General features: G+C 63.8%; 20 protein-coding genes. 13 read left to right on the top strand and 7 right to left on the bottom strand.

Features of this window, described 5'->3' with window-relative positions; all coding sequences use genetic code 11:
• The 3 genes from MOV75_RS03000 to MOV75_RS02990 all read left to right on the top strand — a co-directional run.
• The coding region (locus tag MOV75_RS03000) for a heavy metal translocating P-type ATPase (protein WP_247004843.1) at positions 1-1,187 on the top strand (1,187 nt) is incomplete at its 5' end.
• The gene (ccoS, locus tag MOV75_RS02995; protein WP_063984819.1) at positions 1,187-1,354 is read left to right on the top strand and encodes a cbb3-type cytochrome oxidase assembly protein CcoS; all 168 of its coding nucleotides are present in this window, start codon (positions 1,187-1,189) and stop codon (positions 1,352-1,354) included. The genes MOV75_RS03000 and ccoS, both read left to right, overlap by 1 nt.
• A 73-nt stretch (positions 1,355-1,427) precedes the next feature.
• The gene (locus tag MOV75_RS02990; protein WP_246916813.1) at positions 1,428-2,378 is read left to right on the top strand and encodes an oxygenase MpaB family protein; all 951 of its coding nucleotides are present in this window, start codon (positions 1,428-1,430) and stop codon (positions 2,376-2,378) included.
• A gap of 201 nt (positions 2,379-2,579) precedes the next feature.
• Here the strand turns inward: MOV75_RS02990 and glgA are convergent, their stop codons facing one another.
• Positions 2,580-3,995, bottom strand: a complete 1,416-nt coding sequence (gene glgA / locus MOV75_RS02985) for a glycogen synthase GlgA (protein ID WP_246916810.1) — start codon at positions 3,993-3,995, stop codon at positions 2,580-2,582.
• Between the two features lie 194 nt (positions 3,996-4,189).
• Here glgA and MOV75_RS02980 point away from each other — a divergent pair, with 194 nt between their 5' ends.
• The 3 genes from MOV75_RS02980 (at position 4,190) to MOV75_RS02970 (ending at position 7,815) form a co-directional block, all read left to right on the top strand.
• Entirely contained in the window at positions 4,190-5,386 is a 1,197-nt protein-coding gene (locus MOV75_RS02980; protein WP_246916807.1) for a CaiB/BaiF CoA-transferase family protein, read from the top strand.
• Positions 5,387-5,534: 148 nt separating this feature from the next.
• Entirely contained in the window at positions 5,535-6,602 is a 1,068-nt protein-coding gene (locus MOV75_RS02975) for an alcohol dehydrogenase (protein ID WP_246916804.1), read from the top strand.
• Between the two features lie 133 nt (positions 6,603-6,735).
• Positions 6,736-7,815, top strand: a complete 1,080-nt coding sequence (locus tag MOV75_RS02970) for an isocitrate/isopropylmalate dehydrogenase family protein (RefSeq protein ID WP_246916801.1) — start codon at positions 6,736-6,738, stop codon at positions 7,813-7,815.
• Positions 7,816-7,848: 33 nt separating this feature from the next.
• Here MOV75_RS02970 and MOV75_RS02965 read toward each other — a convergent pair whose 3' ends face one another.
• From MOV75_RS02965 to MOV75_RS02950, 4 genes are all read right to left on the bottom strand, one after another.
• Positions 7,849-8,136 (bottom strand): hypothetical protein, encoded by a 288-nt coding sequence (locus MOV75_RS02965; protein WP_246916798.1) that lies wholly within the window; start codon positions 8,134-8,136, stop codon positions 7,849-7,851.
• A 103-nt stretch (positions 8,137-8,239) separates the two neighbouring features.
• Entirely contained in the window at positions 8,240-9,061 is an 822-nt protein-coding gene (locus MOV75_RS02960; RefSeq protein WP_246916796.1) for an enoyl-CoA hydratase, read from the bottom strand.
• 281 nt (positions 9,062-9,342) lie between these two features.
• A complete protein-coding gene (locus tag MOV75_RS02955) occupies positions 9,343-9,714 on the bottom strand; it encodes a helix-turn-helix domain-containing protein (RefSeq protein WP_020608151.1) in 372 nt (123 codons plus the stop codon).
• Between the two features lie 29 nt (positions 9,715-9,743).
• Positions 9,744-10,793 carry a LysR family transcriptional regulator gene (locus MOV75_RS02950; RefSeq protein WP_246916793.1) on the bottom strand — a complete coding sequence of 350 codons (1,050 nt, stop codon included), beginning with the start codon at positions 10,791-10,793 and terminating at the stop codon, positions 9,744-9,746.
• 484 nt (positions 10,794-11,277) lie between these two features.
• On the opposite strand from MOV75_RS02950, the gene MOV75_RS02945 reads away from it, so the two are divergent.
• A complete protein-coding gene (locus MOV75_RS02945) occupies positions 11,278-11,544 on the top strand; it encodes a hypothetical protein (RefSeq protein WP_246916790.1) in 267 nt (88 codons plus the stop codon).
• 207 nt (positions 11,545-11,751) lie between these two features.
• Positions 11,752-12,483, top strand: coding sequence for a cytochrome c biogenesis CcdA family protein (locus MOV75_RS02940; RefSeq protein WP_246916787.1), 732 nt, complete (start codon positions 11,752-11,754; stop codon positions 12,481-12,483).
• A gap of 438 nt (positions 12,484-12,921) precedes the next feature.
• Here MOV75_RS02940 and MOV75_RS02935 read toward each other — a convergent pair whose 3' ends face one another.
• A complete protein-coding gene (locus tag MOV75_RS02935) occupies positions 12,922-14,379 on the bottom strand; it encodes a sensor histidine kinase (RefSeq protein ID WP_246916859.1) in 1,458 nt (485 codons plus the stop codon).
• 455 nt (positions 14,380-14,834) lie between these two features.
• Here MOV75_RS02935 and MOV75_RS02930 point away from each other — a divergent pair, with 455 nt between their 5' ends.
• The 4 genes from MOV75_RS02930 to MOV75_RS02915 all read left to right on the top strand — a co-directional run bounded on the left by MOV75_RS02930 (position 14,835) and on the right by MOV75_RS02915 (position 18,364).
• Entirely contained in the window at positions 14,835-15,068 is a 234-nt protein-coding gene (locus MOV75_RS02930) for a hypothetical protein (protein ID WP_246916784.1), read from the top strand.
• Positions 15,069-15,450: 382 nt separating this feature from the next.
• On the top strand, positions 15,451-16,449 hold the full coding sequence (locus tag MOV75_RS02925) for a TRAP transporter substrate-binding protein (protein ID WP_246916782.1): 999 nt from the start codon (positions 15,451-15,453) through the stop codon (positions 16,447-16,449).
• Positions 16,450-16,532: 83 nt separating this feature from the next.
• Entirely contained in the window at positions 16,533-17,048 is a 516-nt protein-coding gene (locus MOV75_RS02920) for a TRAP transporter small permease (protein WP_246916779.1), read from the top strand.
• Positions 17,045-18,364: a TRAP transporter large permease gene (locus MOV75_RS02915; RefSeq protein ID WP_246916776.1), complete on the top strand. Its 1,320-nt coding sequence runs from the start codon at positions 17,045-17,047 to the stop codon at positions 18,362-18,364. Before MOV75_RS02920 ends, MOV75_RS02915 begins: the two co-directional genes overlap by 4 nt.
• 52 nt (positions 18,365-18,416) lie before the next feature.
• On the opposite strand, the gene MOV75_RS02910 is transcribed toward MOV75_RS02915, so the two are convergent.
• Entirely contained in the window at positions 18,417-19,691 is a 1,275-nt protein-coding gene (locus MOV75_RS02910) for a serine hydrolase (protein ID WP_246916773.1), read from the bottom strand.
• Positions 19,692-19,852: 161 nt separating this feature from the next.
• On the opposite strand from MOV75_RS02910, the gene MOV75_RS02905 reads away from it, so the two are divergent.
• The gene (locus MOV75_RS02905) at positions 19,853-20,770 is read left to right on the top strand and encodes an intradiol ring-cleavage dioxygenase (protein ID WP_246916770.1); all 918 of its coding nucleotides are present in this window, start codon (positions 19,853-19,855) and stop codon (positions 20,768-20,770) included.
• Positions 20,771-21,546: the final 776 nt, after the last annotated feature.

Below are 21,546 nucleotides of genomic sequence, written 5' to 3'. Positions count from 1 at the left end.
TGCTCGACAACGCGCTCCAGGCCCGCTCGCGCTACATGCGCCTCGCCGACCGCGCCTCGCGGCTGTACGCGCCGGTGGTGCATGCGACCGCATTTCTGACCATTCTCGGCTGGGTCATTGCCGGCGCGTCCTGGCATGATGCGATCGTGACCGGCGTTGCCGTGCTGATCATTACCTGTCCCTGCGCGCTGGGGCTTGCCATTCCGACCGTGCAGACGATCGCCTCCGGTGCGATGTTCAAGTCCGGCGTGCTGCTGAACTCCGGCGACGCCATCGAGCGGTTGGCCGAGACCGACCATGTCATCTTCGACAAGACCGGCACGCTGACGCTGCCCGATCTCGAAGTGATGAATGCCGCCGACATTCCCGCCGATGTCTTCGAGCTCGCCGGCCGCCTTGCGCTGTCGAGCCATCATCCGGTTGCCGCCGCCGTCGCGCAAGCGGCCGGCGCCAGATCACCTGTTGTCGGTGCGGTCGAAGAGGCCGGGCAGGGCGTCCGTGCGACATTGGACGGCGTCGAGCTCCGCCTTGGCCGCCCTTCTTTCTGCGGCGCGGAGGCACTGGTCGGCAGCGCCATGGTCGATCCCGAAGCCTCCATCGTCGCTTTCAGCAAGGGCAGCGAAAGCTTCATCCTCTCGGTCCGCCAGGGCCTGCGTCCGGATGCGCAGGCTGTGATCGCGGCACTGAAGGCGCGCAACATCGGCATCGAGATTCTCTCCGGCGACCGCGAGCCGGCGGTGAAGGCGGCGGCCCATGCGCTCGACATTCCCGAATGGCGCGCCGCCGTCACGCCGGCCGACAAGATCGCGCGGATCGAGGAATTGAAGCGGCGCGGCGCAAAAGTGCTGATGGTCGGCGACGGCATGAACGACGCGCCCTCGCTCGCGGCAGCCCATGTCTCGATGTCGCCGATCTCGGCCGCGCATCTGAGCCAGGCCACTGCCGACCTCGTCTTCCTTGGCCGGCCGCTGGCTCCGGTGGTCGCGGCCATCGACGCTTCACGCAAGGCGCTGCATCTGATGCGGCAGAATCTCTGGCTTGCGATCGGATATAATGTCCTGGCGGTGCCGGTTGCGATCAGCGGCGTCGTGACGCCCCTGATCGCGGCTGCGGCCATGAGCGGATCCTCGATCCTGGTCATGCTGAATTCGCTGCGCGCGCGCGGCGCCTCGCGGGAGATCGTGTGATGGAAATCCTGGTCATCCTGGTCCCGCTGGCGCTGATGCTCGGAGGTGCCGGTCTCGTCGCCTTCCTCTGGTCGCTCCGCAGCGGCCAATACGACGATCTCGACGGCGCCGCCTGGCGCGCCATCGCCGACGACGAGCCGCCGCAGGACGCCCCGGCGAAGCGCTAGGCGGCTGCCCGTTCATCGAATTGCCACAGGCCTTGCGGATTGTTCGGTCTCGTTCGCAGCCGAGATTCTGCCATTGGTCGCCGAGAAAGATCTGGAAGCAGCACTCGATCAGGTCCGCGCTGACGCGCTGGACCCGATCGCAGGCATATTCGGTCCTGACACGCTGACCTGGCGGATGGACCGCGAGGCGGTCATCTTTCTCGGCGCCGGCCGCGCGCTGCTCCTGCAACTGGCCCATCCCTGGGTCGCCGCCGCCATCGCCGAGCATTCCAACACCTTTGCCGATCCGATCGGTCGCTTCCACCGCACCTTCGACATCGTCTTTGCCATGGTGTTCGGCTCGCTCGACCGGGCGCTGCTGTCAGCGCGCCAGCTGCATCGGCGTCACAGCATGATCGCCGGCGAGATGCCCGAGACAGTCGGCCCCTTTGCTGCAGGTTCTCGCTATTGTGCGAACGACATCCCGTCGCTGCGCTGGGTCCATGCGACGCTGGTGGAGTCCGCGCTGATGGCGCACGATCTGGTCCTGCCGCCTCTCTCGGCGGAGGAGCGCGAGCGTTACTGGACCGAGAGCCGGCTGTTCGGATCCTTGTTCGGACTAACGGCGGACCACCTGCCGGCGGATTGGTCGGGCTTTACGGCCTACACCGCGGCGATGGCGCAATCGGAGACGCTGACCGTCAGCCCGGCGGCACGCGAGATCGCCGCGCAGATCTTTGGCGGCACGCGTCCGTGGTTGCGGCCGCCGCGTTGGTATCGCGCGCTCACGGCGAGGATGTTGCCGGAGCGCTTGCGCGCGGGCTTCGGATTCGAGCTCGACGAGCGCGACACCAGATCCGCTGAACGAGCGCTGAGATGGATCAGGCGGGTCTATCCAAGATTGCCTGATAGGTTGCGCTATGTCGGCCCCTACCAGGAAGCGCAGGCGCGCTTGCGGGGCGAGCCGCAGCCCGATTGGATGGTCCGCTGTCTGAACAGGGCGTGGATCGGCCGGCCGCAGATGGATGTGCGCGGGAAGGGGTGAAGTGCTCAGCTCTTAGCTCCGTCATCCTGAGGTGCGAGGCTTGCGATGCGACGCATCGCGAGCGGAGCCTCGAAGGATGCACGGCCCCGCTGCTGCAGGCGGGCCGTCGCCTTCGAGGGCCGCTGAAGAAGCGGCCACCTCAGGGTGACGGTGATGGAGCGGCGCTCGTATGAACGGAGTGTGAGGAAGCGCCGTCGCCTCTCACACCGACGCCAACTTCCTATACAGCGCGCTGTAGCTGCCGGCCGAGATGCTCCAGGAGAACGAGCGCCCCATGGCGCTGCGGCGCATGGTGTCGAGCTGGTCGTGCGCCACGAAGGCCGAGAAGGCCCGGCGCACGCCGCCGAGGAAGGAATCGCGCGAGGGTTTCGAGAACAGGAATCCGGTCTCGCCGTCGGTGATGGTCTCGGCAAGGCCGCCGGTCTGGTGCCCGATCGGCAGCGAGCCGAAGCGCTGGGCGTACATCTGGCTGAGCCCGCACGGCTCGAAGCGCGACGGCATCAAGGTGAAGTCGCTGCCGGCAAAGATGCGGCGGGCCTGGGCGTCGTTGAAGCCGATCACCACGCCGATGGCGTCGGGGCGGCGGCGATGCGCGTCGATCAAGGCCTGCTCGAGCGCCGGCTCACCGGAGCCGGTGACCACGATCTGCCCGCCGGCATCGACGATTTCATCGGCGGCCGACAGCACGAGGTCGATGCCCTTTTGATGCACGAGCCGGGCGACGATGCCGAACATCGGGCCGCGCGAGACCGCCAAGCCGAACTGCTTGCGGACGTAATCCGCGTTGGCCTTCTTGCCGACCCAGTCGCCGGCGCCGAATTGCTGGGCGAGTTGGGCGCAGGAGCGCGGGTCCCAGCTCTCGTCGATGCCGTTGAGGATGCCGGTGAGCTCGGCGGCGTCGGAGCGGACGCGAAGCAGTCCCTCGAGGCCACAGCCGAATTCCTCCGTCGTGATCTCGCGCGCATAAGTGCCGCTGACGGTGGTGAGGTGCGAGGCGTAGACGAGGCCGGCCTTGAGGAAGGAGACCTGATCATAGAATTCGACGCCGTCGATGTGGAAGGAGCTCTCCGGTGCGCCGATCCGCCGCAGCGAGTCCTTCGGGAAGAGGCCCTGATAGGCGAGGTTGTGAATGGTCAGGATCGACGGCAGCTTGGCGCCGCGCCAGGCAAGATAAGCCGGCACGAGCGAGGCCTGCCAGTCATTGGCATGGATAAGGTCTGCTGCCCAATTCTTGTCCAGCTTGCCCATGGCGAGCTCAGCGGCTGCCGAGGCAAGGCGCGCGAAGCGGATGTCGTTGTCCGGCCAGTCGTGCCCGGACTCGTCGCCATAGGGGTTGCCGGGGCGGTCGTAAAGTTGTGAGCACAACAGCACGTAGACCGGCAGTCCGTCCTTGGTCGCGGCGCGGCCGAGCGAGCAGGCCGGCATTTCCGCGAACGCGGGGCTGCGGCCAACGATCTGAATATGCGTGAGTTGCTCGATGATGTCGCGATAGCCGGGCAGCATGATCCGGATATCGGCAAAGGAGCGAAGGGCGCGGGGGAGGGCGGCCGAAACGGCTCCAAGTCCGCCAACGCGGACGAAGTCGTCCATCTCTGTGGTGACGAACAAGACCCTCAAGAACAGCTGCCCTCTTCCGATCCCGTTCGCTACTATGCAAGAACGGGTCCAGTTGTCCCGGAATTCTTAAAGCCCGCCCACGCGGCGCGCCCGTTCGGTAAACACTTTCCTACTCAGCCGCCGCCCTCTAGGGTCGCCGCATCAACAACAGAGAACTTCGATAGTTCCTAAGAGACCCAAGGACGTAAGCAGGCATGCAGCTAGCAGATAAGCATGAGGGGACGACGACAAAGGCGTTCGCGGGGCTGCGCGTCCTGGATTTTTCGACCACGATCGCCGGTCCCCATTGCACGCGGATGCTCGCCGACATGGGCGCCGAGGTCATCAAGATCGAGACCGACGGCGGTGAGACGATGCGGACCCGACCGCCGCTGCGCCAGGGGTGCAGCACCGCCTTCGGCCAGCTCAATGTCGGCAAGAAGAGCCTGGTGCTCGACCTCAAGTCCGAAGACGGCAAGGAGGCGGTGCGCCGGCTGGCCGCGAGCGCGGACATCCTGGTCGAGAACTTTCGCCCCGGCGTGATGCACCGGCTGCGGCTCGACTACGACAGTCTGCGTCCGCTCAACCCCAAGCTGATCTACTGCTCGATCTCGGGCTACGGCCAGACCGGCCCCTCGGCCGAGCTGCCGGCCTATGCGCCGGTGATCCATGCGGCCTCCGGCTACGACATGGCGCATCTCTCCTACCAGCCCGGCCGCAGCCGCCCCGATTCCTGCGGCATCTATCATGCCGACGTCGTCACCGGCACCTACGGCTTCGGCGCAATCGCGTCCGCGCTCTATCAGCGCACTGTGACAGGGGTTGGCCAGCACATCGACGTCTCCATGATGGAAACCATGCTGTCACTGACGCTGACCGAATTGCAGACCTCGCAATTCACGGTGAAGCCGACCGCGCGCCCGATGTTCGGGCCAACCGAGACGGCAAACGGCTATGTCATGATCACTGTCGCCAGCGAAAAGACGTTTCAGGGCTTGATGGGAGTGATCGGCCGCCCCGCCTGGATCTCCGATCCGCGCTTCTCGACCTACGCCGCGCGCCGCGAGAACTGGGTCGAGATGATGGACGGCGTCGAAGCCTGGTCACGGCAGCTCACGACCGATGCGTGTCTCGCCACGCTGGGCTCGGCCGGCGTGCCGGCTTCGGCCTATCGCACCGTGTCCGAGGCACTGACCGATCCGCAACTCGCGCACCGGCAGGCGCTCTCCGAGGTGCGCGACGAGGGAGGCTCCTTTCAGGTGCTCAACGTGCCGTTCCGGATGTCGGGCGCCGACACCAAGCCCGCCAAGACGATGGCCGTGCTCGGCGAGCATACGGATGCGCTGCGCGACGAAGTCGGCCTCGCCGATGATGCGCCAATTCCGACGGGCAAAACGGCCGCGACACGCTGAAACTGGGTGTCGTGCAACAAGCAATGCGGCCTTGCGTTCCGTCGGCTTGTCATCATCGGCTAGCGTCGACTAGACAGGCCCAGGTTTGTCTCGCCACGCCGCCCATGGCATGGTGGGCGATAACGACAAGCATGCCGGGAGGACGCCAATGAAGAGTTTCAAGGTTGCCGATTTCAAGGCGCCGCTGCAGGAGTTCGACGAGGCGACGCCGCAACCCTCGGGCACGCAGGTGCTGATCAAGGTGAAGGCGGCCGGCGTCTGCCACAGCGATCTCCACATCTGGGAAGGCGGCTACGATCTCGGCCATGGCCGCAAGCCGCTGTCGCTGAAGGACCGCGGCATCAATCTGCCGCTGACCATGGGGCACGAGACGGTCGGCGAAGTCCTCGCCTTCGGCCCCGACGTGAAGCCGACCGACCAGGGCGACCTCAAGCTCGGCGACGTCGGTCTCGTCTATCCCTGGATCGGCTGTGGTAAATGCGCCACGTGTCTGGCGGGCGACGAGAACATGTGCCTGACGCCGCGCTCGCTCGGCGTCTATTGCGACGGCGGCTATTCCGATCACATGCTGGTGCCGCATCCGCGCTATCTGCTCAATCTGAAGGGCCTCGACCCATCGACGACCGCGCCCTATGCGTGCTCGGGCGTCACCACCTACAGCGCGCTGAAGAAAGTCGAGCAGCATTTCGACACGCCGATCGTGATGTTCGGTGCCGGCGGCCTCGGCCTGATGGCCCTGTCGCTCTTGAAGGCGATGGGCGGCAAGGGCGCGATCATGGTCGATATCGACGCCAGAAAGCGCGAGGCGGCTGAGAAGGCCGGCGCGCTCGCCACCGTCGATCCCAAGGCGCCGGATGCGCTGGAGCAGCTTGCGAAGAAGGCGGGCGGCCCGATCCGCGCCGTGATTGACCTCGTCGGCAACGCCGCGACGACGCAGCTCGGATTCGACTGCCTGACCAAGGGCGGCAAGCTCGTCATCGTCGGCCTGTTCGGCGGCGGCGCGACCTGGGCGCTGCCGCTGATTCCGATCAAGGCGGTGACGATCCAGGGCAGCTACGTCGGCAATCTGCGCGAGACGCAGGAGCTGCTCGAGCTCGTGCGAACAAAAAGGGTGCCGCCGATCCCCGTGACGACAGCCCCGCTCGCCAAGGCCAATGACGCGCTGCTGCAATTGCAGCAGGGCGCGGTGGTCGGGCGCACGGTGCTGACGCCGTAACGAACGCTCTCTCCTCCGTCATTACGAGGAGCGAAGCTACGAAGCAATCCAGACTGCCCCCCGCGGAAAGATTCTGGATTGCTTCGCTTCGCTCGCAATGACGACTTGGCTAACTTCTTTCTCGAGGCCCTCCATGTCCGCAAACAACGCCTTCCACATTGCCGTGCTCGCCGGTGACGGCATCGGTCCCGAAGTCATGGCGCCGGCCCTCGAGGTGCTGCGCAAGATCGAGCAAAAATCGGATCTGCGCTTCCGCTTCACCGAGGCGCCGGCCGGCGCCAACAATTATCTCGCCACCGGCAAGTCGATGCCGGATAGCACGATCAAGCTGTGCGAGGAGGCGGACGCGATCCTGCTCGGCGCCTGCGGCCTGCCGTCGGTGCGCTACCCCGACAACACCGAGATCGCGCCGCAGATCGAGCTGCGTTTCATCTTCGATCTCTATGCCGGCGTGCGGCCCGCGCGCCTCATTCCCGGCGTGCCGAGCCCGATCGTCGGTGCTGACCAGCGCGGCATCGATCTCGTCGTCATCCGCGAATCCACCGAGGGCCTGTTCGCCTCGATGGGCAAGGGCGTCGTCACCCATGAGGACGCGCGCGAGACCATGGTGATCACGCGCCGGACATCAGAGCGCCTGTTCGAGTTCTCGTTTCGCCTGGCGGAGCGGCGCAAGGCGCGCGGCAAGCCCGGTGCGCTCACCTGCGTCGACAAGGCGAATGTGTTCAAGGCGTTTGCGTTCTTCCGCGGCATCTTCGACGAGATCGAGAAGAAGCATCCTGATGTGAAGACCGACCGGCTCTATGTCGATGCCTGCTCGGCGATGCTGGTCAAGCGGCCCTGGGATTTCGACGTGATGGTGATGGAGAACATGTTCGGCGACATCGTCTCCGACATCACCGCGAGCCTGATCGGCGGCCTCGGCATGGCGCCGTCGGCCGACATCGGCGACAAATACGCCGTGTTCCAGCCCTGCCACGGCACCGCGCCCGATATCATGGGGCAGGGCAAGGCCAATCCCACCGGCATGATCCTGTCGGCGGCGATGATGCTGGACTGGCTCGCCGACAAGCACGGCATCGAGAGTGCGGCGGAAGCCGGCGAGACCATCGAGCGTGCGGTGGATCAGGTCTATGCCGGCGGCATCAAGCCGATGGAATTCGGCGGCAGCAACGGCACGGCGGATATTACCAAGGCGGTGCTGGCGGCGCTGTAGTCAAAGAAAAGGGGCCCGCAGGCCCCTTCGTGTTCACCAGCGGCGCCAGTGGTGATGGCGGTGACCCCAGCCCCACGGACGGGGGCCGTAGAAGCGTCGCGGGCCGCCGTAATAGCCGTAGGCGCCGTAATAGTTCGGACGCCAGAAGCAACGGCCCCAGGGGTTGCAGACCCAGCGCACCTGATCGATGTCAGCGGCCGGGCCGCTCGCGATTCGATCCGCCTGGGGAATGCCGTTCGGCATTGCCGCGAACGCCGAGCCCGAGGCGAGCGCCGCACCGCCCAGAGCTGCGAGACCAAGAACAGCAAATTTGAATTTCATCGCAATCTCCTCGTTGGTGGCGAGAGAACCTGCGACAGATAAACTGGTTGCTATCGGGGTGCGGTCGTGCGCGGATTTAATCTTCCTGAATGAAGGTTCAGATTCAGCGCCCCTGGAATTTGGGCCGGCGTTTCTCCATGAAGGCTTGCCGGCCCTCGCGGAAATCCGCGCTGTCCATGCAGGCATGGCCGACCGCCTGGATTGCCTCCATGTCGCGCTGGCTTTCGTCCTTCAGCACCTGCGCGATGGTGATCTTGGCGGCCTTGATTGCGAGCGGGGCGTTCTCGGAGATGGTCTGCGCGATCGACATGGTCTCGCCCCAGAGCTCGCCCTCCGGGAACACGCGCTCGACGAGACCGATGCGCAGCGCCTCGGCGGAATCGATCCGCATGCCCGTGTACATCAAGAGGCGCGCCCAGGACGGGCCGACCAGCGACACCAGATGCTTCAACCCGTCATAACCATAGGCGATGCCGAGCCTGGCCGCGGGAATGCCGAACTGACTGCCGTGTGCGGCGATACGAATGTCGGCGAGCATCGCGACCTGCATGCCGGCGCCGAGACAGAAGCCCTCGATGCAGGCGATCGTCGGTTTGGGATAGTCGGCCAGCAGCGCGCGCTGGGCGGCGCTGCGCCTAGCGTATTCCTCGGACGCGGCCGCGTTATGGCGCGTCTTCTCGAACTGGCTGATGTCGGCGCCGGAGACGAACGCCTTGCCGCCGGCTCCGCGCAGGATCACGACGCGCACCGTCTCGTCGTCGCGCAAGGCCGTCAGCGCCGCGCCAAATCCCTCCCACATCTCCAGCGACATCGCGTTGCGCTTGTCGGGATTGTTGAAGGTGATCACGCCGACGCCACTGGCTGCGTGCTTGAGGATCTTGCCGTCGGCGTAAGGTGTTTCGGTCGTGCTGGAAATGCCGGGCATCGCGCGCTCGCTTGTCATGTGCGGGAGGCAATGTGCTGCGCGGACGCTTGCGGGGTCAACCGGGGCAGGGCGCGCGAGTCTGCATCCGCCTGTTCCGCGATTGCATGGCGCTTCGTCCTAAGCATCGTGCCGCAAAGAAAAAGGGGCGGTCGAACCGCCCCGGAAAGGCCGCGCGTAAGCGCGCGAGCCGGAATATGCTCGTCCGGTCTCGTTCAATCCGGCCGCGCCCCGTGACGCGGCGGATTGAAGATCGGCCCTAAAAGGCAGACCGTCGATCGACCTCAGCTTTCGTTCGCTGCGATAGATTCCATCAACGAGACGAGCTGACGTTGCACCGTCTGGTCCTTGATCTTGCTGTAGGCGCGCAACAGGCGGAGGCTGAATGCGCTGTCGAGGAACAGCAGGCTCTCGACTTCGCGGGCCTTGTTGTCGCCGTCGTAGAAGAAGGTCACGGGCACATCGAGGGCGGAGGCGATCTGCTGAAGTCGAGCCGCGCCGACGCGATTGACGCCCTTCTCGTATTTCTGGACCTGCTGGAAGCTGACGCCAAGCTTCTCACCGAGCTCCGCCTGCGAGATCTTCATCTCGACGCGCCGCAGACGGATCCGCTTGCCAAGCTCAATGTCGGGCTTGCCGGCACTGCGCTGCTTCATTCTTTTTGCCGCTGCTTTCATCTTTGTTCTCACCTTTGTTCTTCGGTTGAAAATCCCCCGAAGAGCTGGGTCAGGGGTTCGCCCATATACGAGTCCTTGAATTCATGCGGGTGCACGAACTCTTCCTTAAACCACGGGAAGCGAGCGGGACTGAAAGCTTCGATCAGCCAGTCGATCATGTGCCGCACGCGCGGAATACGGCCGCTACCGGGATGGTAGGACAACCAGATATCCAGCGGTCGGTTCAGCTCGACCTCCAGTGGAATCAACTTCCCGCCAAGCGCAATGGCATAGCTGGGAAAGACGCCGATGCCGGCGCCATTCGCGACGGCCCAATAGTTGGCGCTCGAGACGTTGGTCTTCATGACCAGGAGGTCACGTTCCGAAACGCCCGGGAAGAAGCTCTCGAAGGATTCCTTGGCGGCGAGCTGATCGGCGAATTGCAGCACCAGGCGATGCTTGATCAATTCCGCCGCCGAACGCGGCGCGCCGTGCTTTTCAATGTATTTTTCGGAGGCCCAGAACATCAGGTGCATGCGGCCGAGCCGTACCAGCTTGATGTCGAGCGCCGAGGGACGCGACAGATGGATGGCGACGTCGGCCTCGTGACGCGAGACGTCGGCCGAACGCATCGCGCAATGCAGGTCGACCAGAATCTTCGGATAGGCGTGCTGGAATTCAACCAGGCGCGGAGCGAGCCAGAACGTGCCGAGCCCCTCGGTAACGGCGACCCGAACCTCGCCGGACAGGGCATTGGCCATCGAGTCGCTGGCGCGCAGCACGTCGAAGGTGGCGGCCTCCATGCGCTCGACGGCGGAGACCACCAGCGCGCCTTCATCGGTCAGATGGGTGCCGTGGACGTCGCGGGTGAACAGCGTCGTGCCGGTCTGGCGTTCGAAATCGTCGATCCGCCGGCGCACGGCGTTGATCGACAACGACAAGCGCTCGGCCGCCGAGCGGAAACTCCCGCATCGGACGACTTCGAGAAATATGCGGGCCGTATCCCAATCAGAGAGGCCGCTGAGATTTGTCTTTGGGCGTTCCGCCAGATGAACGCCCCTTTCCGCTAAGGAGTGCATACAATTTCCTTCGGGAGGCTAAACTGGCAGAATCTGGCGCAAACCACAACCACTGCGGGTTGGGGGACGTAAAGTTTTGAACGTCATCCTTACTACCTCGTGGGTGGTATCGGAGTGCTGCCAATGGCTGGGGAATCGGGCGGACTATTTGCCTGGATGAGGGGTGTAGCGTGAGTTCCGTTGCGAGCCGTCAAATGGCTGCGGGATTGCAGGCCCTGTTCGCATTGAATGACTTTGCGCGAGAGCGGGCGCCGTCTCCCTCGACGGATCAATCACAGCGCGCCAGGCGTTTTCTCCCGAACTGCTTCGGCAATGACCAACTGCGCAGCGCAGCGATATCGGCCGGAATCGCGGTTCCAAGGCTGAAACCGATTGAAATCAGGTTCGGAGGCGCAGCGGCCTCATGCTATCCTCGGTATTCCATGGGGGCCGAAGGGGTCGTCACAACCACGTCTCGCAGGCCGAATTAACGGAAAGAACGCCGGTGTCGCATTCAGACGAACAGTTGCAGTCGGTGCTGGAAACGCTCGAGGAGTGCCGCAGGGTTCTCAACGCGTGCGACAGCCGTGAGTCGGCCGAGCTGCTGTCCATCGCCATCCTCGACGTCAGGATGAAACTCAAAGGAATTGACAGCGCCGATCTCAAGGCGCTGTGCGACGAAATGCTGCGGAGCGCCGCGAGCGAACCGCCGTCCCCTTCCAAGCAGACGCAGGACCAGCCCCGGCGTCCGCTGCTCCGCGTGGTGAAGTAGCCGCGCCGCCGAGTTTCGCTTTTTGGCGAGATTTGTGCGCGTCCCGATGCCGCACCTGTGATCGCAGACGGCATCGGGAGGAGCCCTGGTTTCGTGCGCCTCTGTTGCGCATTCCCCGGCATCGGCTACACCAGAGCCGGTTCGGCTCCGGGCCGGACGCATTCCCCCGCGCGCCCTACCGGCACCTGAGATGGCTCAGACGGCATCATGCAAAATGTTTCGATCCCGGCGGCGCTGATTGCCGGCCTCGTCAGCTTCCTCTCGCCTTGCGTCCTGCCGCTGGTTCCGCCGTATCTGATCTATCTCACGGGCGCCACGATCGAGCATGTCGAGAGCGACGAGCCGGCCTCGACCTCCAAGCGCGCGATCATGATGTCGGCGCTCCTGTTCGTGCTTGGCTTCTCCACGGTGTTCGTCGCGCTCGGCGCCAGCGCCTCGCTGATCGGCGGGCTGATCCGCGCCTGGTCGGCCGAACTGTCGATCCTCGCCGGCCTCGTCATCATCGTCATGGGCCTGCACTTCCTGGGCTTGACGCGCATCGGCCTGTTGATGCGCGAGGGCCGACTGCCGATCCCCAAGCCTGTTGGCCTCTGGGGGGCCTATATCATGGGCCTCGCCTTCGCCTTCGGCTGGACGCCCTGCATCGGCCCGATCCTCGCCGCGATCCTCTCGATCGCCGCGGCTGAAGCCACGGTGACGAAGGGCGCCGGCCTGCTCGCGGTCTATTCGGCCGGCCTCGGCATTCCCTTCTTGATTGCCGCGCTGATGATCGAACAGTTCTCCGCGCTGTTCGCGCGCATGAAGGGCCATCTCGTCACGGTCGAGCGCGCCATGGGCGTGCTGATGGTGATCACCGGCATCGGCTTCCTCACCGGTGCAGTCTCGAATGTGAGCATCTGGCTGCTCGAGACGTTTCCGGCGCTGCAGACGATCGGGTAGGGCGCGCCCGTGGCGGCGTTCGGGAATGAAGATGATTGCTTCGGCCAATCGTCATTGCCTGATGCTCGACAGACGTCTGCGGTCGGACCCACCCCGGGAAGTGTTGGATTGTTCAATTGCCGGGGACGGCACGTATAGGCGGACTTATCGGCCGATTTTCTTAATGCAAGTTGGTTCGCCGCTGGGGTGAGGGGTGCAATCCCAATCAGGTCCGAAGCCCGCACCGGCGTTTCGCTGTGGCAGGAAAGGGAAATATATCGCAACCAGCGCAAAGATGCCGACAGCGATAATTGCGGACGCCAGCATCCATAGAATGCCCGCGCGATCCGGATTCCAGCGGAGCTGCCGCATTGATGCTTCCTTGGATTGGGATGCTTCACGGCCGTATCATCCATGCGATGTGGCGCTCGCCACGCTCGTGCCGTTCCAATCCCAAGGTCACCGCGCCTCGTCAAGCGTGCAGATCACCGTGCAGACGACGCCGCGCGGCAGGAAGTCGACGGTTGCCTCGCCGCCGAGCTGGTCGCGCGCGCTGCGCTCGATCAGGCGCGAGCCGAAGCCGCGCTGCACCGGCGCCGTCACCGGCGGTCCACCGATCTCGGTCCAGATCAGCCGCAGCCGTGGCTTCGGCGCTTCCGTGATGACCTCCCAGTCCAGTGTCACCCGGCCGGTCTCGTTGGATAGCGCGCCGTATTTCGCGGCGTTGGTGGCGATCTCGTGCACGATCATCGACAGCACCACGGCGAGCCGCGGCGACAGCGGCACCGCGGGACCGGCCATGCGGATGCGGTCGGGACCATTGAGAAGGAAAGGCTGAAGGGCGCGGGCGATCACGTCCCGGAGTTCGGAGCCCGCCCATTTCTCCTGGCTCAGAAGGTTATGCGCTTCGGCCAGTGCACCGAGCCGGCCCTCGAACTTGGTCCGCTCGTCCCGGCTGGCGCTGCGGAAGGTCTGCACCGCGATCGCCTGCATCAAAGCCAGCGTGTTCTTGACGCGATGGTTGAGCTCCTCGATCAGGAGATTGTGCAGCATTTCGCCGCGCGCGATCGTGGTGGCCATCCTGACCGCGAAGGTCAGGCCGGTCAGCAGCAGGATGCCGCCGATCAGGCTGGTGATCGCGATGTTGCGCCAGAGCGGTGCGATCAGCGAGCCTTCGTCGACGCCGGCGGCGATAGTCCAGCCCGTCAGCTGCGATCGTGTGTAGGCAGCGGCAAGGGCGACGCCGTCGAGCGACACCGTTGGGAGCGCTGCCTCGCTACGGCCGAACATCTCGGCATAGAGCGAGGGCGAAGCACGCTTTCCGAACGATTCATTGGGGTTCGGCGCGCGTGCAAATACGATGCCCTTGGTGTCGAGCAGAGAGACGGTCCAGAGCTGGTCGGGCCGCTGCTTCTCCACCAGTTCCTGAAAGATGCTGATCGGCGGGCTGAAGCAGAGGTCGTAGATCACCTCGCCGTTGCGGAACACCGGAACCTCGACGGTGAGGACCTGCCGCCCATTGATCGCGCCTGTGAACAGGTCGGAATATTGCGGCGACCTGGTCGCGAACACCTTTTCGATGATCTCCAGATGGCCGCGCGGCGGCAGGCTTGCGGTGTCTTCCGTTGCGGAGGAGAACAACAGCCGGCCTTTCCGGTCGGAGATCAGCACCAGGCCGCCCTTGCCATACTGGTCGACGAAGCCGAGGGCGATGCGGCGAAAGTTTTGGAAGTCGTCGTTGCGCAGTGAATTCGTCAACGCCAGGACCTGCAGGCCGCCGGTCATCCGCTGCACCTCGGAATCGAGCACGAGGCGCATGCTGCGCACGTTCTCCAGGACGCGGCGGGTCGCGTCGCTTCGGTCCTGCTTGTAATTGTAGAAGACAATGCCAACCGCAAAGACGATCAGCGGCAACATCGTTCCCGTGACGAGAAGAGCGAGCCGGACCGGCAGGGTGAGCTTTGACAAACGCAGGCGTCCCGGTTCCGGCGCAGCGGGCCGGATTATGATTTTGGGAAGACCATACGGGCGGGGCTTGCGCGGCGCCACGGTTTTCGCATCTGCAAGCCGCCGAGAGCTGCGATTTTGCAGCGCAGTTCGGGATGCCCGCGCATCAGCTCAGGCTCATTGCGGTCAGAAGTAGACACATGATGTAGATAGCCGCCAGGCTGAGCTGCAAACCCGGGCCTCTCGATGCGATGTCATGCGGCCGGCGAGGGCCACCAGCTTTGAACTCGCCACCCACGCCTCGATCAATCGATTTCCTCAACCGCCGTACGTGCACAGCGTTCCCTGGCATAGGAACAAATTGCCATTTTTTCCCGTTTGTAGATCGGACCGGGCCGGAAGCCCGGCCATTGGAGGAGGAGAAAATGAAGGTGAAAATAGCGACCGCAGCGCTGATGCTTGCTGCATTGTCCCTACCGGCGTTCGCGGCCGACGAGTTCTATGTCGTCCAGGACGTCAAGACCAAGAAGTGCACCGTCGTCGACAAGAAGCCGACAGAGACCTCCATGACCGTGGTCAGCCCGTCGGGCACGATCTACAAGTCGCGGACCGAAGCCGAAAGCGGCATGAAGACCGTCAAGGTCTGCACGTCAAATTGAGGAGGATGACAAATGCCAGTCCTTATTTTGTGGGCCGTGCCGGCCGTTCTGGTGATCGGCGGCGGCATTTATCTGATTGGCCATATGCACTAGGCCTGCATCAGCAGGCGAACGGGCCTGTGCGCGCAGCGCACAGGTCCGGTAAGTCTTCGGACCTCGCAAGTCTTCGGATAATGGAAAGCGTGGGCCCCGCGCCAGCCCGAGCACGAGTTGCAGTGCAACAGGTCGTGCAGGGGGAGCCCTGCGACGAAGGAGTCCCCCCAGCGCAGTCGAAATGACTTCCGTCCCGCCGAGGTTTTTCATACGCTCCCTCTCGCAAGCCGCATACCGGCTGCGCTCACGCCCCGGCGACAGGGGCGGAGCATCAAAGGGAGGGGAGACGATGAAGCGAAGGTCATTTCTCGCTGGTATCGGTGCGACCACCGCGGCGGCTACGATCGGCATGCCGTCGATCCTCAGGGCGCAAGCACCGATCACCCTGAACGGCGCAGTGCAGTTCAACGACGACCACGCCTTCAACCGGGCGCTGCTCCGGTTCGAGGAGCTGGTGAAGAAGTACTACGGCAAGCCCGTCAACTTCACCCTGCACAGGAACTCCTCGCTCGGTCTCGAGAAGCAATACTTTGAGTACATGTCACAGGGCAAGGCCGTGGATTACGGCATCGTCTCGCCGGCCCACATGTCGACCTTCGCCAAGGCGGCCCCGTTCATCGATGCGCCCTTCGTGTTCAAGGGCATCGACCACATGAACAAGGTCGTCGAAGCCAATATCCTGGCGCCGATCGCCGACGAAGTCGCGGCGAAGGCCGAGGTGGTTCTGATCGGTTATTCCGGCGGCGGCATCCGCAACATCTTCGCCAACAAGCCGCTCAAGAATCTTGCCGATCTCAAGGGGCTCAAGGTTCGCGTGCAGGGCGCGCCGATCTGGTCGAAGACCTTTGCGGCCGTCGGCATGAGCCCGACCGTGATCGCCTATAACGAAATCTACAACGCGATCCAGAACGGCGTGATATCGGCCGGCGAAAACGAGGCGGCGGGCGTCGAAGCGATGAAGTTCTACGAAGTGGCGCCGCATCTCAACCTGACCCAGCACGCCGTGTCGATCCGGCCGATCTGCTTCTCGGTGAAGACGCTGAAGACCTTGCCGAAGGATTTGCAGGACGCGATCATGAAGGCCGGCAAGGAAGCCGGCGACTATGGTCGTCAGCTCGAGTCGAGCGAAGAGGTCGTCAAGCTCGACACGCTCGAGAAGGCCGGCAAGCTCAAGCGCGTCCCCTTCGAGGAGCGGGACGCCATGAAGAAGCTCGCCGATCCCGTGATGGCCACCTACGCCAAGGAAATCGGTGCGGAAGGCATTTTCGAGAAGATCAACGTCGTCTGAGATCGCTCTGTCCGCCGACAGCATTTCCGGGCAGGCCCCGCTTCCTGCCCGGACATGGCGGACGACTGCCGCACGGAGTCCCAATGTCTGAAATGCCCGTCCCGTCCACACCGTCGCTGTGGCGTCGCATCACGGCGGCCTATGCGAAATTCCTGGAATTCCTGCTGGCCATATGCGTCGGCATTCTCGTCATTCCCGTCACGCTGCAGATCATTTCACGCTACACGCCCCTCATTCCGTCCTACATCTGGACGGAGGAAATGGCGCGATTCCTGTTCGTCTGGACGATCATGATCGGCGCCATGGTCGGCGTGCGCGAGGCGCAGCATTTCGAGGTCGACGTGTGGCCGGACCTGACGCGGCGGTCGGAGGCTGCCGTGCGGATCCTGGCGCGCCTTGGCGTGCTGGCACTGGCGCTGGTGTTCGTGGTGGCCGGCCTGGAGTTCACCCGCTTCGCCTGGAACAGGACCTCTGAACTGGCCGATCTGCCGCTTTGGCTGATTCACGTCGCCTGGCCCGTTGCCGGCGTCACGTGGATCATCTTCGCGGGTGAACAGATCATCGATGAGATGCGCATTCTGGTTGGGGCAGAGCGATGAGCGGCAATGTACTTTCTGCCGGACAGGCCGCGATGGTGCTGTTCGGGGTCTTCATCGGCCTGCTCATCGTGCGCGTGCCAGTCGCTTTCGCGCTCGGTCTCGCCTGCGTCCCGATCTTGCTGATCGAGCCGCACCTGTCGCTGATGATGCTCGCGCAGGAAACGTTCAACGCCTACAACTCCTTCATCCTGCTCGCGGTCCCCTTCTTCCTGCTGACCGCGAACCTGATGAGCATCGGCGGCATCACCGACCGTCTGGTGACGCTGTCGCGCTCGATGGTCGGGCACTGGCCGGGATCGCTGGCGCAGATCAACGTCGTGCTGTCGGTGTTCTTTGCTGGCATCTCGGGCTCGTCGACCGCAGACGCGGCGAGCCAATCAAAAATCTTCATCGATGCCCAGACCAAGGAAGGCTACGACCTTTCGTTCTCGATCGCGATCACCGCGGTTTCCGCGGTGCTGGCAGTCATCATCCCACCGTCGATCCTCATGATCGTCTGGGGCGGGCTGATCTCGACCTCGATTGCGGCGATGTATCTGGCCGGCATCGTGCCGGGTCTGCTGATCGCGGGCGCGCAGATGGCGACGGTGCACGTCTACGCCGTCCGACGCGGCTACCCGACTTATCCAAAGTCGACCTGGGTGGAGATGCGCTGCGCCATCTGGAAGTCGATACCTGCGCTGATGACGCCGTTTATCATCGTGGGCGGCATTCTGCTCGGCTGGTTCACCGCGACAGAGTCGGCTTGTGTCGCCGTGCTCTATTCCGTAGCGCTCTCGGCTTTCTTCTACCGCGAGACGGGTATCCGCGAATTGTACAAGGCGCTGCTGGACACCGGGCGCCTTGCCGGCGTGGCGCTGTTCTGCGTCGGCACGGCAAGCGCGTTCGGCTGGCTGCTCGCCTATTACAAGATCCCGCAGGAGCTGCTGGCCAATGTCTCGACCTGGGGCATGGGCAGCGTTGCGGCCGGCTTCTTCATCGCCTTCTGCTTCCTGGTGGTGGGCTGCTTCCTCGACGCCATCCCCGCCATCATTATCGTCGGCACCGTGCTGGAGCCGCTCGCCAAGTCGGTCGATCTCCATCCGGTCCAGTTTGCGATCATTTCCATCGTATCGCTGGCCTTCGGACTGGTGACGCCACCCTATGGCCTCTGTCTGATGATCGCCTGTTCGATCGCGGGCGTGAGGCTGCGCTATGCGCTGAAGGACACGGTGATCATGCTGATCCCGATGCTGCTCGTGCTGGCGGCCGTCATCGTCTGGCCCAGCGTGTCGCTGTTCCTGCCACGCCTGATCGTGCCGGAAATGCTCAAATGAGCGTCTGATGGCGCGATCCCGCGGCCGTGGGCCGCGGGATCGGTTCGATTGGTTACAGGTTGCTCTCGGTAATCGCGGCGTAGACCATGCTGCGGAGTTCGCGGCGGAGCGGATAGGCGCTCGACGGCAGCACCTGCGTCATGAAGATCGCGATCAGCTCTTCGGCCGGATCAATCCAGAACGAGGTGGTGGCCGCGCCGCCCCAATTGTATTCGCCGGGGCTGCCCGCAATCAGCGTCTCGGCCGGACGCATCGTCACGGCAAAGCCGAGGCCGAAGCCGATGCCGTTATAGGTGGCTTCCGAGAACAGCGAACGCGAGACTTCCGGCAGTGCATGGCCGCCCGGAATGTGGTTGGTCGTCATCAGCGCCAACGTCTTCGGCCCGATCAGCCTGACGCCGCCAAGTTCGCCGCCGTTGAGCAGGGCGCGGCAGAAAGTGAGATAATCCGCGACCGTCGAGCAGAGGCCGCCGCCGCCGGAGATGAAGGAGGGAGGCGCCAGGAAGGAGCTCGTTGTCGGATCGTCCTGGAGCGTCAGGCCCTCGCGACGCTGGCCGGCATGGAAGGTCATGCCGCCACCGGGATCGGCGGAATAGCAGGCCGCGAACCGATGCGCTTTCGAGGCCGGCACATGGAAGTCGGTGTCGGTCATCCCGAGCGGATCGAGAATGCGTGACTTAAGGAACTGCTCGAAGGGCATGCCGGAGATCTTGCCGACGAGATAGCCGAGCACGTCGGTTGCGACTGAGTAATTCCAGGCCTCGCCCGGCGAGAATTCCAGCGGGATCTTGGCAAGCGCTTCGATCATGGTTTGAAGCGTACCTGATTTCTCGACCTCGCCGATCTTCTCGGCCCGATAGGCGGCGTCGACATTGGAGCGCTGCTGGAAGCCGTAGGTGAGACCTGAAGTATGGCGCAGGAGATCGACGATCAGCATCGGCCGCGAGGGCGGCCGGGTCAGGAAGGCGGGGTAGGTGCCGGCGACGAATACGCCGAGATCCTTCCATTCCGGAATGTATTTTGCGACGGGCTCGTCGATGGCGACGAGGCCCTGCTCGACCAGCATCATGAAGGCGACGCTGGTGAGCGGCTTGGTCATGGAATAGATGCGGTAAATCGTGTCGTCCTTGACCGGCAGCTTGCGCTCGACATCGGCAAGGCCCTGAACCGAGCTGTGCGCGACCTTGCCGCGCCGGTAGACCAGAAGATGCGTGCCCGGGAAGCGGCCGGCATCGATGTAGCGGCTCTTCAGATGCGCATCGATGCGGTCGAGTGCGGCCTTGGACATGCCGACGGATTCGGGCGAGGCGGGGGTAGGGGCAAGCATCAGTTCCTCCGGGCAGTTTTGTCGGTCCGTTGATAGCCAAATGACGGCCTCATTCCAAGCCGCTCGCGCTTAACGCAGGGGGGCCGGCTGGTGTAGGCTGCCCCCTGGAACGCCGCCAAGGAGCCCCCGGGGCCAACGAGAAAAACACAGGGCAAGCCATCATGACGCAGTTCAACGAGACTGATCTCACCGAAGCCGTCGTTAGGAGCTTCGACAGCACGCCCAATCCGCGCGCGAAATTCCTGCTCCAGGAATTGGTGAAGTCGCTGCACGATTACGTGAGCAAGACCGGCCTCACTTTCGAGGAGTGGGACTACGCCATCGATTTCCTGACCCGCACCGGGCAGAAATGCACCGACACCCGCCAGGAGTTCATCCTCTTGTCCGACGTGCTCGGTGTCTCCATGCTGGTCGACGCGGTCAACCATCGCGACCGCGACGGCGCGACCCAGACCACCGTGCTCGGCCCATTCTATGTTGGCGAGCACAAGGTGACGGCGCATGGCACCGACATCTCGCCGAACAACCAGACCGGCGAGCGGATGTTCGTGCAGAGCCGCGTCACGGATTTGAAGGGCAAGCCGCTCGCGAACGTCCCCGTCGACGTCTGGCATGCCGATGACGACGGCTTCTACGATTCCCAGAAGGCCAATTATGACGAGGTCGGCGCCTCCGCCCGGGCGCGCTTCATCACCGACGATGACGGCCGCTTCTTCTTCCGCACCATTTTGCCGTGCAGCTATCCGATCCCGACCGACGGGCCCGTCGGCGAGATGATCGTGCAGACCATGCGCCATCCGATGCGCCCCGCGCATGTGCACTTCCTGGTCAATGCGAAGGGCTATGAGCCGCTGATCACCCACGTCTTCATGGACGGCGACAAATACCTGGATTCCGACGTGGTGTTCGGGGTCAAGGACGACCTCGTCGCCAAGGTCGAGCCGCGCAACGATGCTACGATGCCCGACGGCACCAAGGCGAACGGGCAGTGGCACCTGATGACCTACGAATTCCACCTCAAGCCCGGCGGCGGCATGGCGCCGAAACCGCTGGGGGTGAAGGCCGAGGAGCCGGCGTGACGGCCTTCACTAAAGCGCGATGAAATGAGGAGAATCGTCATCGCGCTTTAGGTTGTTGTTGAAGCATGATCTTTCCGGAAAATCGCTACGCACTTTTCCGGATCATGCTCTAGCCCAAAAGCCTACCTAAGTATGGTCGCTTGATACCTGCGCGCGGTGGCGTCGACCCGGTGCTTGGTGCTACCGATACATCCAGAGTGAAAGCAGCGGAACCGGCCCTGCGAGCCGGCAGTTGCGGGACAAGGCCGGCGGCGTAGCGCCCGCCGGCGCTTCTCCCGATCTAGCGGCGCTTCGCCGCTCAACTGATGCTTATTGCCATGGTTGGTGCAGAGAGTACGCCATGAGAAACATCGCCGATCTCCTGACTCGGTTCTGGCAGGGACGCCAACCCGTGTCCGATGCTCAGGTTGAGGTCATGACTGAAAACCGAGATCGATCCAGCATGGCTGATTTTGTCCGGATACTGCAGGCCTACGATCAAGCCCAGTAGGGCACGAGTTAGGGACGATCGCGCCAGTCAGTGATACAGACGTCCGAGCAACCGAAAGCCAAGAACCGAGATCGCACCGCTCGACAGGCCCCTCAGCGAGAGGATCTTGAAGTGTCGGAGTTCGGCCTGTGCGACGTACGAAGCGTTGCACGATCACCGATCATGGTTGGGGACCCATTCCTCCGCGGTTGAGTCCCAATGATGGGTGTCATCGAAGTGTTTCCAGAGCGGTCGCCGTAGCTTGCTCTCACCGTTCTGTCGGTTTGCATTCGGTGCGCGGAGTTGA

Origin of the sequence: Bradyrhizobium sp. PRIMUS42 (genome assembly GCF_023006515.1) — a bacterium.
In the GTDB taxonomy this organism is placed as follows: Bacteria; Pseudomonadota; Alphaproteobacteria; order Rhizobiales; family Xanthobacteraceae; genus Bradyrhizobium.
This window is presented reverse-complemented; position numbering and strand designations above follow the sequence as displayed.

What these genes read in the sequence shown, in the direction of transcription:
- MOV75_RS02910 (WP_246916773.1), bottom strand. Translation starts at nt 19,691, where the DNA reads ATGCTTGCCCCTACCCCCGCCTCGCCCGAATCCGTCGGCATGTCCAAG.
- MOV75_RS02955 (WP_020608151.1), bottom strand. Translation starts at nt 9,714, where the DNA reads ATGAAGCAGCGCAGTGCCGGCAAGCCCGACATTGAGCTTGGCAAGCGG.
- MOV75_RS02950 (WP_246916793.1), bottom strand. Translation starts at nt 10,793, where the DNA reads ATGCACTCCTTAGCGGAAAGGGGCGTTCATCTGGCGGAACGCCCAAAG.
- ccoS (WP_063984819.1), top strand. Translation starts at nt 1,187, where the DNA reads ATGGAAATCCTGGTCATCCTGGTCCCGCTGGCGCTGATGCTCGGAGGT.
- MOV75_RS02965 (WP_246916798.1), bottom strand. Translation starts at nt 8,136, where the DNA reads ATGAAATTCAAATTTGCTGTTCTTGGTCTCGCAGCTCTGGGCGGTGCG.
- MOV75_RS02940 (WP_246916787.1), top strand. Translation starts at nt 11,752, where the DNA reads ATGCAAAATGTTTCGATCCCGGCGGCGCTGATTGCCGGCCTCGTCAGC.
- MOV75_RS02920 (WP_246916779.1), top strand. Translation starts at nt 16,533, where the DNA reads ATGTCTGAAATGCCCGTCCCGTCCACACCGTCGCTGTGGCGTCGCATC.
- MOV75_RS02960 (WP_246916796.1), bottom strand. Translation starts at nt 9,061, where the DNA reads ATGCCCGGCATTTCCAGCACGACCGAAACACCTTACGCCGACGGCAAG.
- MOV75_RS02935 (WP_246916859.1), bottom strand. Translation starts at nt 14,379, where the DNA reads ATGTTGCCGCTGATCGTCTTTGCGGTTGGCATTGTCTTCTACAATTAC.
- MOV75_RS02930 (WP_246916784.1), top strand. Translation starts at nt 14,835, where the DNA reads ATGAAGGTGAAAATAGCGACCGCAGCGCTGATGCTTGCTGCATTGTCC.
- MOV75_RS02975 (WP_246916804.1), top strand. Translation starts at nt 5,535, where the DNA reads ATGAAGAGTTTCAAGGTTGCCGATTTCAAGGCGCCGCTGCAGGAGTTC.
- MOV75_RS02905 (WP_246916770.1), top strand. Translation starts at nt 19,853, where the DNA reads ATGACGCAGTTCAACGAGACTGATCTCACCGAAGCCGTCGTTAGGAGC.
- MOV75_RS02980 (WP_246916807.1), top strand. Translation starts at nt 4,190, where the DNA reads ATGCAGCTAGCAGATAAGCATGAGGGGACGACGACAAAGGCGTTCGCG.
- MOV75_RS02915 (WP_246916776.1), top strand. Translation starts at nt 17,045, where the DNA reads ATGAGCGGCAATGTACTTTCTGCCGGACAGGCCGCGATGGTGCTGTTC.
- MOV75_RS02970 (WP_246916801.1), top strand. Translation starts at nt 6,736, where the DNA reads ATGTCCGCAAACAACGCCTTCCACATTGCCGTGCTCGCCGGTGACGGC.
- MOV75_RS02925 (WP_246916782.1), top strand. Translation starts at nt 15,451, where the DNA reads ATGAAGCGAAGGTCATTTCTCGCTGGTATCGGTGCGACCACCGCGGCG.